The organism is Streptomyces sp. Y2F8-2 (genome assembly GCF_014905555.1).
Lineage (GTDB): Bacteria > Actinomycetota > Actinomycetes > Streptomycetales > Streptomycetaceae > Streptomyces > Streptomyces cynarae.
The window spans coordinates 128,389-145,502 of record NZ_BNGS01000006.1 but is presented as its reverse complement, the minus strand read 5'-3'; the positions used below and the strand labels follow the sequence as shown (position 1 = coordinate 145,502).

Below are 17,114 nucleotides of genomic sequence, written 5' to 3'. Positions count from 1 at the left end.
CCGCACCGGACGCCTGTGAAACAGAGCACCATCCGGCGGTCGACCTGGGATTCCCGGCAGTGTGAACGGTACGAAACGTGCCGTTCACCAAGGGCCCCCTCAACGCCCCGGCGCGCCGTTCCCGGTGGTCCCCAGCCAGCCCGCCAGCTTGCCGCCCTGGCCGACGGCCCGCAGACGCCTCTCCGCCGCGTCGCGGACCTGGTCCGTGGCGACCACGAGCAGTTCGTCCCCGCGCCGCAGCACCGTCGTCGGCAGCGGAACGAACGATTTCCCGTCCCGGACGACGAGGGTGACCGCGGCTCCGGCCGGCAGCCGCAGCTCGTTGATCTCGACGCCGTGCATCCGCGAGCCCTTGGGGATCGCGACGGACAGCAGATGCCCGCGCAGCCGCTCCAGGGGCGCCGATTCGATGCCGAGGTCCGCGGCTTCGGGAACCTCGCCGAGGCGTAGCGTGCGGGCCAGCCAGGGCAGGGTCGGCCCCTGGATGAGGGTGTAGACGACGACGAGCACGAAGACGATGTTGAAGATGCGGCGGCTGCCGGCGACGCCGTTCACCATGGGGATCGTCGCCAGGATGATGGGCACCGCACCGCGCAGCCCGGCCCACGACATCAGCGTCTGCTCCTGCCAGGGGAGCCGGAAGGGCACGAGGCTCAACACGACGCTCAGCGGACGCGCCACCATCGTCAGCACCATGCCGATGACCAGGGCGGGCAGTACGTCGTCGGCCAGTTCGTGCGGCGTGACCAGCAGACCGAGCAGGACGAACATGCCGATCTGGGCGATCCAGCCGAGCCCTTCGGCGAAGCCCCGGGTCGCGGGCCAGTGCGGCAGCTTGGCGTTGCCGAGCATCATCGAGGCGAGGTACACCGCGAGGAAGCCGCTGCCGTGGGCCAGCGAGCCGCCCGCGTACGCCATGACCGCGATGGCCATGACGGCGATCGGGTAGAGGCCGGAGGCGGGCAGCGCCACGTGTCTGAGACCCCAGGAGCCGAGCCAGCCCACCGCGAGGCCGATGGCGGCGCCGATGGCCAGCTCCAGGAGTATCTTCCCGAGCAGCGTGTACCAGTGCTCGATCGGCCCGGCCGTGGAGAACGCGACGACGAGGATGACGACGGGAGCGTCGTTGAAGCCGGACTCGGCCTCCAGAACGCCCGTCACGCGCGCGGGGAGGGGCACTTTCCGCAGTACCGAGAAGACCGCCGCCGCGTCGGTCGACGACACCACCGCTCCGATGATGAGCGCCTGCCGCCACTCCAGTCCGCTCAGGTAGTGCGCGCCCGCGGCCGTGACGCCGACGCTCACCGCGACGCCGAGGAGCGCCAGCGCGGAGGCCGCCGGGAGGGCCGGCTTGATCTGCTTCCACTTCGTGCCGAGACCGCCCTCGGCCAGGATCACGACCAGTGCCGCGTATCCCATGACCTGGGTCAGCTCGGCGTTGTTGAAGTGGATGCCGAATCCGTCCTGGCCCATGGCGATGCCGATGCCCAGGTAGACGAGCAGGCTGGGGAGGCCGCTGCGCGACGAGATCCGAACCGCTGCCACCGCGACGAGCAGAACGAGCGAGCAGAGGAGCAGGAGCTGGTTGAGGTGGTGGACAGTCAGCGGCCGTTCCCTTCTCGCCAATCCGTGGGCCGCGGTGCGACGCCACGATCCGAGCACGCGAAGCCCGGTGCTGGGGCGGACTTCACTCCGACTACTTCATTAGCTTACCTAACTCTTGACGCTTTCTTGACGCTTCGGCTGCATGATCGAACTCCAGTCCGGGCTGGTTCCCGACTCCGCGTCAAGGCGGACCGGGCCCTGCGCCTATGGTTGCTCCAGCGCTCAGTAGAAAGCACAGCCCGCCCTGCCGCTCGTGTTAGGACAGCAAGGACAGCGATGCCCCCCAACACCACCGCCTCTTCCGGCCAGAAGCCCGGCAAGTCCGGCAGGAAGAAGGGGCGCAGAGCCCGACTGATCGTGATCGTCCTGGTTGTGGCCCTTGTGGGAGGTTTCGGATACGGCGGGTACTGGTCCGTCAGCACCGTGCGCGCCTCCTTCCCGCAGACCAAGGGGACGATCACGCTCGAGGGCCTGTCGGGTCCCGTCGACGTCAAGCGCGACGGCTACGGGATCCCGCAGGTCTACGCGTCCTCCGACGAGGACCTGTTCATGGCGCAGGGGTACGTCCAGGCGCAGGACCGGTTCTACGAGATGGACGTGCGCCGCCACATGACGTCCGGACGCCTGTCCGAGATGTTCGGCAAGAGCCAGGTCAAGAACGACGAGTTCCTGCGCACCCTGGGCTGGGACCGGGTGGCGCAGAAGGAGTACGACACCAAGCTGTCGGCCTCCACGAAGGAGTACCTCCAGGCGTACGCCAAGGGAGTCAACGCCTATCTGAAGGGCAAGGACGGCAAGGAGATCTCCCTGGAGTACGCGGCGCTGGGCCTGACCAACGACTACAAGCCCCAGCCGTGGACCCCGGTCGACTCGGTCTCCTGGCTCAAGGCGATGGCCTGGGACCTGCGCGGCAACATGCAGGACGAGATCGACCGCTCCCTGATGACCAGCCGCCTGGGCCCCAAGCAGATCGCCGACCTGTACCCGGAGTACCCGTACAGCCGCAACAAGCCGATCGTCCAGGAGGGCGAGTACAACGCCCTCACGAAGGCGTTCGAGCAGACCGACTCGACGGGTACCGCGGCCACGGCAGGCTCGAAGGGTGCGACGGGGACGACGGGCTCGCAGTCGACGACCGGCACGTCGAGCTCGACGTCCACGTCGACCTCGGCCTCTTCGCCCCTGCGCAGCCAGCTGGCGGGTCTCACGAACCTCCTGGCCGACGTGCCGACCGCCGTCGGCGTGAACGGCCACGGCATCGGCTCCAACTCCTGGGTCGTCGCCGGCAGCCACACCATCACCGGCAAGCCGCTGCTGGCCAACGACCCGCACCTGTCGGCCTCGCTGCCGTCGGTCTGGTACCAGATGGGCCTGCACTGCACGACCGTCTCCAGCAAGTGCGGCTACGACGTCACCGGCTACACCTTCGCCGGCATGCCCGGCGTGATAATCGGCCACAACCAGCACATCGCCTGGGGCATGACCAACTCCGGCGTCGACGTCACCGACCTCTACCTGGAGAAGCTCTCCGGCGACGGCTACCTGAGGGACGGCAAGGTCGTGCCGTTCACCACCCGCACCGAGACGATCAAGGTGGCGGGCGGCGACTCGAAGAAGATCGTCGTCCGTGAGGCGAACAACAACATGCCCCTGCTGTCCGACCGCGACGACGAACTCGTCAACGTCGGCAAGAAGGCCACCGTCGACACCCTGGCCCCCGACCGCGCCGACGGCTACGGCGTCGCCCTGCGCTGGACCGCGCTGGACCCCGGCAACACCATGGACGCCGTCTTCGCGATCGACAAGGCGTCGAACTGGTCCGAGTTCCGCCAGGCGGCCCGCTCCTTCGACGTGCCCTCGCAGAACCTGATCTACGCCGACACCCAGGGCAACATCGGCTACCAGCTGCCCGGAAAGATCCCCACGCGCGCCCAGGGCGACGACGGCTCGATCCCGGCGCCCGGCTGGGACTCGAAGTACGACTGGACCGGCTACATCCCGAAGGCCGCGCTGCCCTACGAGTTCAACCCCAAGCGCGGCTACATCGTCACCGCCAACCAGGCCGTGATCGACAAGGGCAAGTACCCCTACACGCTCACCACGGACTGGGGGTACGGCTCGCGCAGCCAGCGGATCACCGACCTGATCGAGTCGAAGATCAAGGGCGGCGGCAAGATCTCGACCGACGACATGCGGCAGATGCAGCTCGACAACAGCAGCGAGATCGCCAAGCTGCTGGTGCCCAAGCTGCTGAAGATCGACGTCTCGGACAAGCACGTCCGCGCGGCGCAGAAGCTGCTGGAGGGCTGGGACTACACCCAGGACTCCGACTCGGCGGCGGCCGCGTACTTCAACGCGGTCTGGCGCAACATCCTCAAGCTCGCCTTCGGCAACAAGCTGCCCAAGGAGCTGCGGGTCAAGGGCCAGTGCCTGTGGGTGGAGCCCGCCGACTCCACCGGCCCGGCCGACGAGGACCGCAAGGTGCGCGAGTGCGGCCAGCGCGAAGCGGACCAGGCGCAGCCGGACGGCGGCGACCGCTGGTTCGAGGTGGTCCGCAACATCGTCGACGACGAGAAGAACGACTGGTGGCAGTCGCCCGCGACGCGCACCGACCCGGCCACGACGACGCGTGACGAGCTGTTCGGGCGCGCCATGAAGGACGCGACCTGGGAGCTGGTCGCCAAGCTCGGCAAGGACATGGACACCTGGAGCTGGGGCCGGCTGCACCGCCTGTTCCTGAAGAACCAGACCCTGGGCACCGACGGCCCGGGCGTACTGCAGTACATGCTCAACCGCGGCCCCTGGAAGCTGGACGGCGGCGAGGCGACCGTGAACGCCACCGGCTGGAACGCGGCGGGCGGCTACAACGCCGTCTGGGTGCCGTCGATGCGGATGGTGGTCAACCTGGCCGACCTCGACAAGTCCAAGTGGATCAACCTCAGCGGTGCCTCGGGCCACGCCTACAGCGCCCACTACACCGACCAGACGGAGAAGTGGGTCAAGGGCGAGCTGCTGCCGTGGAACTTCTCGAAGGACGCGGTGGACAAGAGCACGACCGACGCGCTGGTGCTCAAGCCCTGACGGGCGCCGCACCGTGAGAACGGCCCTTCACGCGCGCGTGAAGGGCCGTTTCCACGTGCGGGGCTCTCACGGCCGGCGTCACGGCCGACGGTGGAAGCGGCGTACGCCCGACGGGGTCACCACGGCGTGCACCGGGCGGTCGTGCGCCTCCTCGGGGACCCGCTCGACGACCTCCGTGTCGTACAGGAGCACCACCAGGGCGGGGTCGGCGCCCGCGCGCTCCAGTCGGGACAGCACACGGTCGTAGGAGCCGCCGCCGCGCCCGAGGCGCATGCCGCGGGCGTCGACCGCCAGCCCGGGCAGCAGTACGGCGTCGGCCTCCCGGACGGCCTCCGGGCCCAGCCGCTCGCCCGCGGGTTCCAGGAGGGCCATCCGCCCGCCGTGCCCCACGGTCACCAGGGAATCCGACCCGGCGTACGTCCCCCAGTCGAGGTCGTTGTCCGGCAGGAGCACGGGGAGCAGTACGCGCACGCCCCGCGCGCGCAGCGCGTCCAGAAGCGCGAGCGTGCCGGGTTCGCTCCCCACGGAGACGTACGCGGCCACCGTGCGGGCGTGCGCCAGCTCGGGCAGCTCCAGGGCCCGTTCGGCCAGCGCCGTCGCCGCTTCCCGCACGTCATCGGCGGTCAATGCGCTCCTCACCGCGAGGAAGCCTCGCCGCAACATTCGCTTGCCAGGATCTGCCTGGTGTTCCATGGGACCCACAGGTCAGTGGCCTCCTCGTTCACGATGCGCTCATATGAGAGCGAATTAACCGGAGCCACAGTTTCCGCACATACCTACCGGATATCGTTGCGGACATGACTCAGTCGCACCCCAGGATCACCAAGGCTGTCATCCCCGCGGCCGGCCTCGGCACCCGGTTCCTGCCGGCCACCAAGGCCACGCCCAAGGAGATGCTGCCGGTCGTCGACAAGCCCGCGATCCAGTACGTGGTCGAGGAAGCCGTGTCCGCGGGGCTCGACGACGTACTGATGGTCACCGGCCGCAACAAGCGCCCCCTCGAGGACCACTTCGACCGCAACTACGAGCTCGAGTCGGCCCTGGAGAAGAAGGGCGACGCCGAGCGGCTCGCCAAGGTCCAGGAGTCCAGCGACCTCGCCACCATGCACTACGTCCGCCAGGGCGACCCCAAGGGCCTCGGCCACGCCGTCCTGTGCGCCGCCCCGCACGTCGGCCAGGAGCCGTTCGCGGTCCTCCTCGGCGACGACCTGATCGACCCGCGCGACCCCCTGCTCAAGCGCATGATCGAGGTTCAGGAGCAGTACGGCGGCAGTGTCATCGCGCTCATGGAGGTCGCGCCCGAGCAGATCCACCTCTACGGCTGCGCGGCCGTCGAGACCACCGAGGACAGCGACGTCGTCCAGGTGACCGGCCTGGTCGAGAAGCCGGAGCCGGCGGACGCCCCGTCGAACTACGCCGTCATCGGCCGCTACGTCCTCGACCCGCACATCTTCGACATCCTGCGCAAGACGGAGCCGGGCCGCAGCAACGAGATCCAGCTCACCGACGCCCTCCAGCAGCTCGCCGAGGACGAGAAGGTCGGCGGCCCGGTGCACGGCGTGGTCTTCAAGGGCCGCCGCTATGACACCGGCGACCGTGGCGACTACCTGCGTGCCATTGTCAGACTCGCATGCGAACGTGAAGACCTGGGCCCTGAATTCAGGACCTGGCTTCGCAGCTTCGTAGCCGAGGAGATGTAGCGATTTGAGCGCCGCCGCGACCCGCACCACCGGCCAGGACCGCCTGTGGTCGGTGGACGAACACCTGGAGGACATCCTCACCACCGTCCGCCCCTTGGAGCCGATCGAGCTGAACCTGCTCGACGCCCAGGACTGCGTCCTGGTCGACGACGTCATGGTGCCCTTGTCGCTGCCGCCGTTCGACAACAGCTCCATGGACGGGTACGCGGTGCGGGTCGCGGACGTCGCGGGCGCGAGCGAGGAGTTCCCGGCCGTCCTCACGGTGATCGGCGACGTCGCGGCGGGCGCGGCCGACCTGCTGCACGTCGGGCCCGGCCAGGCCGCACGCATCATGACCGGCGCCCCGCTGCCGCCGGGCGCCGAGGCCGTCGTCCCCGTGGAGTGGACCGACGGCGGGCTGGGCGGCGGCCCGGTCTCCGGGATGCGCGCCCGCAGTCTCGCGCCCGAGGGAGCCGCGGGGCAGGTGCGGGTCCACCGCCCGGCCGAGGCGCGCGCGCACGTGCGCGCCGAGGGCAGCGACGTCCGGGCCGGCGACCTCGCCCTGGCGGCCGGCACCGTCCTCGGGCCACCGCAGATCGCGCTGCTCGCCGCGATCGGCCGCGGCACGGTACGCGTGCGCCCGCGCCCGCGCGTGGTCGTCCTGTCCACCGGGAGCGAACTGGTCCAGCCCGACGAGGAACTGGCGGCCGGCCAGATCTACGACTCCAACAGCTTCGCGCTCACCGCCGCCGCCCGGGACGCCGGCGCCATCGCCTACCGGGTCGGCGCGGTCGCCGACGACGCGGACACGCTGCGCTCCACCATCGAGGACCAGCTCGTCCGGGCCGACCTCATGGTCACCACCGGAGGGGTGAGCGTGGGCGCGTACGACGTCGTCAAGGAGGCGCTCTCCTCCGTGGGCGACGCGGACGAGGCGGGCGGGGGCGTCGAGTTCCGCAAGCTCGCCATGCAGCCCGGCAAGCCCCAGGGCTTCGGTTCCATCGGCCCCGACCACACGCCGCTGCTGGCGCTGCCGGGCAACCCGGTGTCGTCGTACGTCTCCTTCGAGCTGTTCGTACGCCCGGCGATCCGCACCCTGATGGGACTGCCGGACGTGCACCGCCCCCGGACCAGAGCCGTCCTGAAGGCGGACAAGGCGCTGACGTCGCCCGCGGGCCGCCGGCAGTTCCTGCGCGGCACGTACGCCGACGGCACGGTGACCCCGGTGGGCGGCGCGGGCTCCCACCTGATCGCCGCCCTCGCCCAGGCGGACGCCCTGATCGTGGTCCCCGAGGACGACACCTCCGTCGAGCCGGGCACGGAGGTCGAGGTGCTCCTGCTCGGCTGACGGCGGGCGCCCCGGGTGTCCGGGTTCGGAGGCTGCGCCCGGTCGGACAGGTCTGTCCGTGCGGTCCGGTCGCGGTTCCGTATCCGGTCCGTGGACCTTGGGCGGCTGATCCTGCCCGGTTGGCGGTACCGTGTCGCGCACAGCAGGCCCGCGTGCCGGGCCAGGACCGGGAGTGCCGCAGCACATGAGTTCGCAGGACAGACTGACCCATATCGATGACGCGGGGGCGGCCCGCATGGTCGACGTCTCAGGGAAGGACGTCACCGAGCGCACCGCGCGCGCCAGCGGCCGTGTGCTCGTCTCACCGCGCGTGATCGAACTGCTGCGCGGTGAGGGCGTCCCCAAGGGCGACGCGCTGGCCACCGCGCGCATCGCGGGCATCATGGGCGCCAAGCGGACCCCCGACCTCATCCCCCTGTGCCACCCGCTCGCGGTGTCGGGTGTGAAGCTGGATCTGTCGGTCGCGGACGACGCCGTGGAGATCACGGCCACCGTGAAGACCACCGACCGCACGGGTGTCGAGATGGAGGCGCTCACCGCGGTCAGTGTCGCGGCGCTCACCGTGATCGACATGGTCAAGGCGGTCGACAAGGCGGCGGTGATCACGGACGTGCGCGTGGAGGAGAAGACGGGCGGGAAGTCGGGCGACTGGAGCCGGGCATGACGGCACCGGTCGAGCCTCCGATCGGCGGAGCCCTTCTGGCGCCGTACGCGGCCCTGGTGGTGACCGCGTCGAACCGCGCGGCCGCGGGCGTGTACGAGGACAAGGGCGGCCCGCTGATCGCGGAGGCGCTCACCCGCTTCGGTTTCGCGGTCGACGGCCCGTGGGTCGTCCCGGACGGTGACCCGGTGGAGAACGCGCTGCGGACGGGCTCACGCGCCGGCTACGACGTGATCGTGACCACCGGGGGAACCGGCATATCCCCCACCGATCGCACCCCCGAGGCGACCCGCGCGGTGATCGACTACGAGGTGCCGGGCATTCCCGAGGCCATCAGGGCGTTCGGAAGGGAGAAGGTGCCCACGGCGGCGCTCTCCCGGGGACTGGCCGGAGTCGCCGGCGGGACGCTGATCGTCAACCTGCCGGGGTCCACCGGCGGGGTGAGGGACGGACTGGCCGTTCTGGAGCCCCTGTTGGTCCACGCCGTCGACCAGATCCGCGGCGGGGACCACCCCCGGGCCGACGCCGGCGGGTCCGCGGTTCGCGAGGACCGGCCCAGACCGAGTGGGGGTGCGAGCTGAACAGCCCATCCTGGCCCGTCGAGCTGGTGGACGGCGACGTCGTCCTCCGGCCGATACGGCTGCGCGACCAGCGGGCCTGGCGCGAGGTCAACCGGCGCAACCGGGAGTGGCTGCGGCCGTGGGAGGCGACTGTTCCGCCGCCCGCGCCCGGCGGCCCGACAGCGCACCGGCCGACCTACCGGCAGATGGTCCGGCACCTGCGCGCCGAGGCCAGGGCGGGCCGGATGCTGCCCTTCGTCATCGAGTACCAGGGGCGCCTGGTGGGTCAGTTGACGGTGGCGGGGATCACCTGGGGCTCGATGTGCTCGGGGCACGTCGGCTACTGGGTGGACGAGGGGGTCGCGGGCCGGGGGGTGATGCCGACGGCCGTGGCGCTCGTCGTCGACCACTGCTTCCGCACCGTCGGGCTGCACCGCATCGAGGTCTGCATTCGCCCCGAGAACGGTCCGAGCCGCCGGGTCGTGGAGAAACTGGGATTCCGTGAGGAAGGGCTCCGGCCCCGTTATCTGCACATCGACGGGGCCTGGCGGGACCATCTGGTCTTTGCGCTCACCGCGGAGGAGGTGCCCGAGGGGTTGCTGGCGCGCTGGCACCGGGCACGCTCTCAGCAGGCCCACCGCCATCCCGGGAAATAAAAAATGTGTTCGAATTTGATCGGATGGCGATCGTCTCGCGTCCGTCTGGGGGCAATGAATTAGCGGCCCCGTCGATCTGCTGATCGCATCCGTCCCAAAAAAAGTTCGAAATATCAGCCAGATCGTGCGACACACCGGCTCAATTGGCAGATGGCCTCACGCAAACCCCTCTACCGTGTGAGGCGTGAGCAGCAGCGGCCTCATCTACGCAGTCATTGTCGGGGCCTGGGCCGCCTACTTGGTGCCGATGTGGCTCCGTAGGCAGGACGAGCTGAACGAGTCTCGTCCGACGGAACGCTTCAGCACCGCCATCCGGTTGCTGTCCGGACGGGCGGGCATGGAGCGCCGATACGCCAAGGACCTGCGGGCGCGCTCCGCCGAAGAGGGGGAGCCCGGCGCACAGCCGGACGGTGCCACCGGCTCGGTGGACGTCCGGTCCTTCGCCATGCCCCCGACCCGGCGGCAGCCGCGGACGCGGGTGGAGGCGGAGCCGGAAGGCCATCCCCGGCGGGAGCAGGGGGAACGGGCGGAGCCGGGGGAGCCGCGCGCGGCCGAGTCGGGTGCCCCCGGACCGGTGCCCCGGGCGCGGAAGGTCTCCTCGGCGGAGGCCATGGCGCGCGCCCGGCGCTCCAAGGTGCTCGCGCGCCGACGGCGTACGACCGTGATGCTCTTCCTCGCCTTCACGCTCGGCGCGATCGTGGCCGCGGTCGGGGGGCTCGCGTTCCTGTGGGCGCCGGGTGTGCCGGCCGTGCTGCTGAGCGCGTACATCGCGTACCTGCGGGCGCAGGAGCGGAAGCGGTTCACGTACACGATGGACCGGCGACGGGCCGAGGCGGCGGCGCGGCGGCTGCGGGAGCGGCAGCCGAGGCGGCGTCCGCCGGTCGACTCCGACGGGGACGAGGCGGAGGACGGCCCCGAGCCGGAGAACGACCCCGGGCTGTCCGCACTGGCCGCCGACCGACGGGCGCTCGTGGAGCAGACGGACCACGCGGAGTGGGTGGACCAGCAGCGGGAACGGCAGCGCAGGCCCGGGCACGGGGAGAGCTGGGACCCGGTGCCGGTGCCGCTGCCGACGTATGTGACCGCGCCGGTCGCTCCGCGGGCGACGCCGAGTGTGGACCTCGGCACGCCGGACGCGTGGAGCTCGGCACGGTCGAGTACGGCGGAGGCCACGCCCTCGGCGGGCGGCGCGGAGCCGGCGTCGGGGGCGGAGCCGGGGGAGCGGGCGGAAGCCGCCGACGTGGAGGTCTCCGGCCGGAGCGATGCCCGGCGGGCGGCGTCTGCCCGGCGGTCGCGTGAGCGGGGGCGGACCCCGCTGTTCGACCAGTACGAGGAGGGGGAGCGGCCGCGGGCCGCGAACGAGTAGGGGGCGGGTGACGGCACGATTGCCCGCATCCGGGGCGGCTCCGGAACGGATTTCCTGACCAGCCGATGGGGATGCTAGAGTTTCACTCGTTGCAAGGGCCTGTGGCGCAGTCCGGTAGCGCACCTCGTTCGCATCGAGGGGGCCAGGGGTTCAAATCCCCTCAGGTCCACGCAGCATGGAGGCCCGCTCCCCGCAAGGGGGGCGGGCCTCTTGCCATGCCCGCCCCGGCTTTCGCGGGGCGGCGTTCCCAACTCCGCCCGGTGGTCACCCCGAAGCGGTGATCCCGAAGGGAAGGGCCGGAAAACCGCGAGGGTTCCCCGGCCACTTTCTTTCTCGTGCCACTGGCGAGCCTCGCCCGACGCCTACAGCGGCTTCGCGAAACACAGGCTCGATTCGTAGAAGCGGTAGTAGCCGAACTTCGCGCACGGCTCGTAGCCGCTGGAGGTGTACAGGGCCACCGCCTCCGGCTGCTTGGTGCCCGTCTCCAGGACCATGCGGGTGCGGCCGGCCGCGCGGGCGTCCTCCTCCAGGGCGGCGAGGATGCGGCGCGCCAGGCCCCGGCCGCGCATCTCCTCTATGACGAACATCCGCTTGAGTTCGGCGTCCCCGTCCTCGTATCCCTCGTCGTTCTTCTCCTGGGAGCGCCAGCCGCCCGTGGCCACGGGACGGTCCTGCGCGTCGTACGCGATCAGGTAGAGGCCGGCCGGCGGTACGAACATCGCCGGGTCCAGGTACGTGGCGTCGCCACCGTCGCCGTAGCGAACGTGGTATTCGGCCTGGACGAGGTCGTTGAGCTTGACGGCGTCGGGATGGTCGAAGGAAGCACGGCGAATATTCACGCCGGAAAGCGTACATCTATACGAATACTGCCGATGGAGCCGCGCCCGCCTGCCGGTATCGTTCCCGGGTGCTCACTGTGACCAGCGTGAACGTCAACGGGATCCGTGCCGCCGCGAAGAAGGGCTTCGTGGAGTGGCTCGACGGTACCTCCGCCGATGTGCTGTGCCTCCAGGAGGTGCGCGCCGAGCCCGGGCAGATCCCCGAGGGCGTCCGGGCGCCCGACGGCTGGCATGTCGTGCACGCCCCGGCCGCCGCCAAGGGGCGCGCGGGGGTGGCGCTCTACACGCGGCGCGAGCCCGACCGGGTGCGGATCGGGTTCGGGTCGGCCGAGTTCGACGGCGGCGGGCGGTATGTCGAGGCCGATCTGCCCGGTGTCACGGTCGCCAGCCTGTACCTGCCCTCGGGTGAGGTCGGGACCGAACGGCAGGACGAGAAGGTCCGGTTCATGGCCGAGTTCCTCGGCTACCTCAAGGAGTTGCGGGAGTGGTCCGCCGCGGAGGGGCGCGAGGTCGTCGTCTGCGGCGACTGGAACATCGCCCACCGCGAGGCCGACCTGAAGAACTGGCGCGGCAACCGGAAGAACTCCGGCTTCCTGCCCGAGGAACGCGAGTGGCTGGGGCGGGTCTTCGAACCCGAGGGCGGCGGGTACGTCGACGTGGTCCGGGCGCTGCATCCGGACAGCGAGGGTCCGTACACCTGGTGGTCCTACCGCGGGCGCGCTTTCGACAACGACACGGGATGGCGCATCGACTACCAGGTCGCCACACCGGGTCTCGCCGCCAAGGCGGTCAAGGCGTACGTGGAGCGCGCGGCGACACACACCGCGCGCTGGTCGGACCATGCGCCGGTGACGGTGGTCTACGACCTCTGATCCCCAAGAAGTCGCCGGTCCAGCGCCAGTGACAGTTCCGCCTCCACCACGCTCTTCGCCAGTGGGCGCAGGCGTTTGACGTCCTCCGGGGAGCGGTTCTCCGTGGCCACCAGGTCGTTGAACACCTCCGCCAGGGCTTCCGCGTGTTGGCGGACGCGGCGGGCGGTGGCCAGGACGTCCGCCAGCGGGATGCCCTCGCGGACCAGGGCGGCCGAGACGTCCAGCAGTCGGCGGCTGACGTGCACGATCTCGCCGCCGTCCGTGCCGAGGTAGCCCAGTTCGAGTGCGGCGGAGAGGTTCTCCGGCGTGGCCTGGTTGCCGAAGACGTCGGCCAGCGCCTCGGGGGTGAGCCGGACCGGGGTCTCCTCGCTGGGTGTGCCGAGGCCGAGCAACTCACCGACGTTGCGGCCGTGGTCGAAGGCCTCGGCGAGTTCCGCGATGCCGCTGAGAGTGTGGCCGCGTTCCAGGAGTGCGGAGATCGTCCGCAGCCGGGCCAGGTGTGTGTCGTCGTACCAGGCGATACGGCCTTCGCGGCGCGGCGGGTGGATCAGCTTGCGCTCGCGGTAGAAGCGCAGGGTGCGCACCGTGATGCCGGCCTTCCCGGCCAGCTCCTCCATGCGGTACTCGCGCCGCTCCCCGTTGCCTGCCACGCCCGAACCCTACGTCGTACCGCCGGTAACTTTCCTTGCCCCACCCCTACCCATCGGTAGGGCCGCTGCCCTACCCTCCCGATTGCGCCAGTGTTCACTGGCAGAGTCTGGCGGACCGGGAGGCTGCGGGATGGCCGAGCACGAGCATGTACGGGTGGCGGTGATCGGTACGGGGTTCGGCGGGCTCGGTGCCGCCGTGCGACTGCGCCGGGAAGGGATCACCGACTTCGTGGTCCTGGAACGGGCGGACGCGGTGGGCGGCACGTGGCGCGACAACACCTACCCGGGCTGCGCCTGCGACGTCCCCTCCCACCTCTACTCGTTCTCGTTCGCACCGCACCCCGACTGGCCGCGCACCTTCTCCGGGCAGGAGCACATCCGCGCGTACCTGGAGCATGTGGCGGACGTCTTCGGGCTGCGGCCGCACCTCCGCTTCCGCAGCGAGGTGAAGCTGATGACCTGGGATGCCGCGAGGCTGCGCTGGGACATCGAGACCAGCAGCGGATCGCTCACCGCGGACGTCGTCGTCTCCGCCACCGGCCCGCTCTCCGACCCGAGGATCCCGGACGTCCCCGGCCTCGACTCCTTCCCGGGCGCGGTCTTCCACTCCGCCCGCTGGGACCACGACCAGGACCTGCGCGGCAAGCGGGTCGCCATGGTCGGCACCGGGGCCTCCGCGATCCAGATCGTGCCGGCCATCCAGCGCGACGTCGCGAAGCTGGTCCTCTTCCAGCGCACCCCGCCGTGGGTGCTGCCCCGCGTCGACCGCGCGATCAGCGGCCCGGAGCGGGCACTGCACCGCGCGCTGCCCGTCACCGCCCGGCTGCGCCGCGGACTGCTGTGGGGGATACGGGAGGTGCAGGTGCAGGCGTTCACCAAGCACCCGAACGAGCTGGGCTTCGTCGAGAAGCTGGCCAAGGCCAACATGGCCCGCGCCATCAAGGACCCGGCCCTGCGCGCCAGGCTGACCCCGGACTACCGCATCGGCTGCAAGCGGATCCTGCTCTCCAGCGAGTACTACCCGGCCCTCGCGCAGCCGAATGTGGACGTCGTCGCGAGCGGACTCGCGGAGGTACGCGGCTCCACGGTCGTCGCCGCGGACGGCACCGAGGCCGAGGTCGACGCGATCGTCTTCGGCACCGGGTTCCATGTGACGGACATGCCGATCGCCGAGCGGGTCGTCGGCGCCGACGGCAGGACGCTCGCGGAGACCTGGAGGGGTGGGATGCAGGCCCTGCGCGGGGCCTCGGCCGCCGGGTTCCCCAACTGGATGACGATCATCGGGCCCAACACCGGGCTCGGGAACTCCTCGATGATCCTGATGATCGAGTCCCAGCTGAACTACATGGCCGACTTCCTGCGGCAGTTGCGGGTCCTCGGCGGCCGGGTAGCGCTCGACGCCCGCCCGAGCGCCGTCGCGGCCTGGAACCACAAGGTGCAGGAACGTATGAAGCGCACGGTGTGGAACACCGGCGGCTGCACCAGTTGGTACCTCGACGCGGACGGCCGCAACACCACCATCTGGCCCGGTACGACGACGGAGTTCCGGGCGGCGACGCGGCGCGTGAACCTCGCGGAGTACGACGTGCTGCGGGCACCCGCCCGGCGGAGCGCGCAGGCCGAGGAGCGCGTGGAGGCCGGCGCATGAGGCGCCCGACACCGGTGGCCACAGGCCCCTACGCGCCCCCGGCCCCGGACCGTGAGCTGACGGTCCTCTCCGCCGACGGCGCCCGGTTGCATGTCGAGGTGCACGGACCCGAGGGCGCGCCCCCGGTGGTCCTCGTCCACGGCTGGACCTGCTCGACCGCCTTCTGGGCGGCGCAGATCCGGGGCCTCGCCGCCGACCACCGGGTGATCGCCTACGACCAGCGGGGGCACGGGCGCAGCCCCGCGAGCCCCACCTGCTCCACCGAGGCGCTCGCCGACGATCTGGAAGCGGTGCTCGCCGCCACGCTCGCGCCGGGCGAGAGGGCCGTGGTCGTGGGGCACTCCATGGGCGGGATGACGGTGCTGGCCGCCGCGGCGCGCCCCCGCTTCCGGGCGCACACGGCGGCCGTCCTGTTGTGCAGTACGGGCAGCGGGCGCCTGGTGTCCGAGTCGCTGGTGGTGCCGATGCGCGCCGGGCGCCTGCGCACCTGGCTCACCGCGCGCGTCCTCGGCTCGCGCGCCCCGCTCGGGCCGGTCACACCGGCGGCGCGGCGCATCCTCAAGTACGCCACCATGGGCGCCGCTTCGACGCCGGCCATGGTGGAGGCGTGCGCGCGGGTGGTGCACGCCTGTCCGCGCGAGGTGCGCCATGCCTGGTCGCGTGTGCTCGAACGGCTCGATCTCGAGGACGCCGTACGCGAGTTGACCGCACCGACGGCCGTCGTGGTCGGCACCGCCGACCGGCTCACCCCGCCGGTGCACGCGCGGGCGCTGGTCGCCGCGCTGCCGCACTGCGTGGGCGGCACCGAGCTGCCGGGGCTCGGCCATATGACACCCGTGGAGGCACCGGAGCTGGTCACCGGGAAGATCCGCGAACTCGTCACCGCATACGCGGCGGACACACCGAACGAGCCGGTCAAGGAGGGCGCATGAGCAGGGTGAGCCTCGAGGGGCAGGTCGCGGTCGTCACCGGCGCGGCGCGGGGCGTCGGCGAACTGCTGGCCCGCAAGCTGTCGGCGCGCGGGGCCACGGTCGCCCTGGTCGGCCTGGAGGCGGACGCCCTCAAGCGGGTCGCGGAGCAGCTGTACGGGGAGGGCGGGCACTGGTACGCCGACGTCACCGACCACGAGGCGATGACGCGGGTCGCGCGGGAGGTTCGGCAGCGGTTCGGGAAGGTCGACATCGTGGTCGCCAACGCCGGTGTGGCGGGCGGTGGGCCGTTCACCGAGTCCGACCCCGAGGTGTGGCGGCGGGTGATCGAGGTGAATCTGATCGGCTCCGCGGTGACGGCCCGTGCCTTCCTGCCGGCCTTGATCGAGAGCCGGGGCTATCTCCTCCAGATCGCCTCCCTTGCGGCGATCACTCCGGCTCCGATGATGACGGCGTACTGCGCGTCCAAGTCGGGCGTGGAGGCGTACGCGCACAGCCTGCGCGCCGAGGTCGCGCACCGGGGCGTACGTGTCGGCGTCGGGTATCTGTCCTGGACCGACACGGACATGGTGCGGGGCGCCGACCAGGACGAGGTGATGAGGGAGCTGCGGCAGCGGCTGCCGTGGCCGTCCAACAAGACGTATCCGCTGGGGCCCGCGGTCGACCGGCTGGTGGCCGGGATCGAGCGGCGGTCGAGTCATGTGTACGGGCAGGCGTGGCTGCGCGGGATGCAGGCGGTGCGCGGGTATCTGCCGGGAATCATCGCGACCGTGGGGCAGCGCGAGATACGGCGGTTCGAGCCGCGGCTCAAGAAGGTGCGCACCGGGCTCGTCGGGGCCGGTGGTCAGGCCGATGAGCAGCGACGGAGTACGCTCGGTAACTGATCGAAATGCGTGCCTTGTTCCTGCGTGTCAGTCTGGTCGAGCCCGATCCCCTCACGTACTTCGGGAGTGAACCCACATGGGTATGAAGGACAAGTCCGAGCAGATCAAGCAGCAGGCCAAGCAGAAGATGGAGCAGGCCAAGCAGCAGGCGCAGCAGCGCGGCCAGCAGGCTCAGCAGCGTGGTCAGCAGCGGGGCCAGCAGTCGCGGGAAGAGGCGCAGCGGATGCAGGAGGAAGCGGAGGACCGCTTCGACGAGGACCGCGAGCGGTAGCCTGCGGTCGGCCTGCGGTCGGCTTCAGCAGCGATGAGTGGGGCGCCCTTTGCATTGAGGGCGCC

General features: G+C 71.0%; 16 protein-coding genes and 1 tRNA gene. 13 read left to right on the top strand and 4 right to left on the bottom strand.

Annotated elements, in window-relative coordinates:
* Positions 1–99: 99 nt before the first annotated feature.
* Positions 100–1,662: a potassium/proton antiporter gene (locus SY2F82_RS21215; protein WP_200420725.1), complete on the bottom strand. Its 1,563-nt coding sequence runs from the start codon at positions 1,660–1,662 to the stop codon at positions 100–102.
* Positions 1,663–1,881: 219 nt separating this feature from the next.
* Here SY2F82_RS21215 and SY2F82_RS21210 point away from each other — a divergent pair, with 219 nt between their 5' ends.
* Complete coding sequence (locus SY2F82_RS21210; protein WP_200420724.1) at positions 1,882–4,686, top strand: penicillin acylase family protein; 2,805 nt, start codon at positions 1,882–1,884, stop codon at positions 4,684–4,686.
* 78 nt (positions 4,687–4,764) lie between these two features.
* Here the strand turns inward: SY2F82_RS21210 and SY2F82_RS21205 are convergent, their stop codons facing one another.
* Positions 4,765–5,349 carry a 5-formyltetrahydrofolate cyclo-ligase gene (locus SY2F82_RS21205; RefSeq protein ID WP_374707193.1) on the bottom strand — a complete coding sequence of 195 codons (585 nt, stop codon included), beginning with the start codon at positions 5,347–5,349 and terminating at the stop codon, positions 4,765–4,767.
* Positions 5,350–5,483: 134 nt separating this feature from the next.
* Here SY2F82_RS21205 and galU point away from each other — a divergent pair, with 134 nt between their 5' ends.
* The 7 genes from galU (at position 5,484) to SY2F82_RS21170 (ending at position 11,125) form a co-directional block, all read left to right on the top strand.
* Positions 5,484–6,386 carry a UTP--glucose-1-phosphate uridylyltransferase GalU gene (galU, locus tag SY2F82_RS21200; protein WP_200420722.1) on the top strand — a complete coding sequence of 301 codons (903 nt, stop codon included), beginning with the start codon at positions 5,484–5,486 and terminating at the stop codon, positions 6,384–6,386.
* A 4-nt stretch (positions 6,387–6,390) separates the two neighbouring features.
* Positions 6,391–7,713 carry a gephyrin-like molybdotransferase Glp gene (gene glp, locus SY2F82_RS21195; protein ID WP_200420721.1) on the top strand — a complete coding sequence of 441 codons (1,323 nt, stop codon included), beginning with the start codon at positions 6,391–6,393 and terminating at the stop codon, positions 7,711–7,713.
* A 184-nt stretch (positions 7,714–7,897) separates the two neighbouring features.
* Entirely contained in the window at positions 7,898–8,377 is a 480-nt protein-coding gene (moaC, locus tag SY2F82_RS21190; RefSeq protein ID WP_200420720.1) for a cyclic pyranopterin monophosphate synthase MoaC, read from the top strand.
* Positions 8,374–8,955 (top strand): molybdenum cofactor biosynthesis protein B, encoded by a 582-nt coding sequence (locus SY2F82_RS21185; protein ID WP_200420719.1) that lies wholly within the window; start codon positions 8,374–8,376, stop codon positions 8,953–8,955. Before moaC ends, SY2F82_RS21185 begins: the two co-directional genes overlap by 4 nt.
* A 26-nt stretch (positions 8,956–8,981) precedes the next feature.
* Positions 8,982–9,590 (top strand): GNAT family N-acetyltransferase, encoded by a 609-nt coding sequence (locus tag SY2F82_RS21180; RefSeq protein ID WP_200420718.1) that lies wholly within the window; start codon positions 8,982–8,984, stop codon positions 9,588–9,590.
* A gap of 184 nt (positions 9,591–9,774) precedes the next feature.
* Positions 9,775–10,956: a gephyrin-like molybdotransferase receptor GlpR gene (glpR, locus tag SY2F82_RS21175; RefSeq protein ID WP_200420717.1), complete on the top strand. Its 1,182-nt coding sequence runs from the start codon at positions 9,775–9,777 to the stop codon at positions 10,954–10,956.
* Positions 10,957–11,051: 95 nt separating this feature from the next.
* Positions 11,052–11,125: transfer RNA gene (locus SY2F82_RS21170), tRNA-Ala, on the top strand.
* A gap of 193 nt (positions 11,126–11,318) precedes the next feature.
* Here the strand turns inward: SY2F82_RS21170 and SY2F82_RS21165 are convergent.
* On the bottom strand, positions 11,319–11,795 hold the full coding sequence (locus tag SY2F82_RS21165; protein WP_200420716.1) for a GNAT family N-acetyltransferase: 477 nt from the start codon (positions 11,793–11,795) through the stop codon (positions 11,319–11,321).
* 77 nt (positions 11,796–11,872) lie between these two features.
* On the opposite strand from SY2F82_RS21165, the gene SY2F82_RS21160 reads away from it, so the two are divergent.
* The gene (locus tag SY2F82_RS21160; protein ID WP_200421078.1) at positions 11,873–12,667 is read left to right on the top strand and encodes an exodeoxyribonuclease III; all 795 of its coding nucleotides are present in this window, start codon (positions 11,873–11,875) and stop codon (positions 12,665–12,667) included.
* On the opposite strand, the gene SY2F82_RS21155 is transcribed toward SY2F82_RS21160, so the two are convergent.
* A complete protein-coding gene (locus SY2F82_RS21155) occupies positions 12,655–13,284 on the bottom strand; it encodes a MerR family transcriptional regulator (RefSeq protein ID WP_200421077.1) in 630 nt (209 codons plus the stop codon). The two genes, SY2F82_RS21160 and SY2F82_RS21155, sit on opposite strands and share 13 nt — an antisense overlap.
* Before the next feature lie 163 nt (positions 13,285–13,447).
* Here SY2F82_RS21155 and SY2F82_RS21150 point away from each other — a divergent pair, with 163 nt between their 5' ends.
* From SY2F82_RS21150 to SY2F82_RS21135, 4 genes are all read left to right on the top strand, one after another.
* The gene (locus tag SY2F82_RS21150) at positions 13,448–14,965 is read left to right on the top strand and encodes an NAD(P)/FAD-dependent oxidoreductase (protein ID WP_200420715.1); all 1,518 of its coding nucleotides are present in this window, start codon (positions 13,448–13,450) and stop codon (positions 14,963–14,965) included.
* The gene (locus SY2F82_RS21145) at positions 14,962–15,897 is read left to right on the top strand and encodes an alpha/beta fold hydrolase (RefSeq protein WP_200420714.1); all 936 of its coding nucleotides are present in this window, start codon (positions 14,962–14,964) and stop codon (positions 15,895–15,897) included. The genes SY2F82_RS21150 and SY2F82_RS21145 overlap by 4 nt, the downstream gene beginning before the upstream one ends.
* Positions 15,894–16,778, top strand: coding sequence for an SDR family oxidoreductase (locus tag SY2F82_RS21140; RefSeq protein WP_200420713.1), 885 nt, complete (start codon positions 15,894–15,896; stop codon positions 16,776–16,778). Before SY2F82_RS21145 ends, SY2F82_RS21140 begins: the two co-directional genes overlap by 4 nt.
* A 76-nt stretch (positions 16,779–16,854) precedes the next feature.
* Positions 16,855–17,049, top strand: coding sequence for a hypothetical protein (locus SY2F82_RS21135; RefSeq protein WP_200420712.1), 195 nt, complete (start codon positions 16,855–16,857; stop codon positions 17,047–17,049).
* Positions 17,050–17,114: the final 65 nt, after the last annotated feature.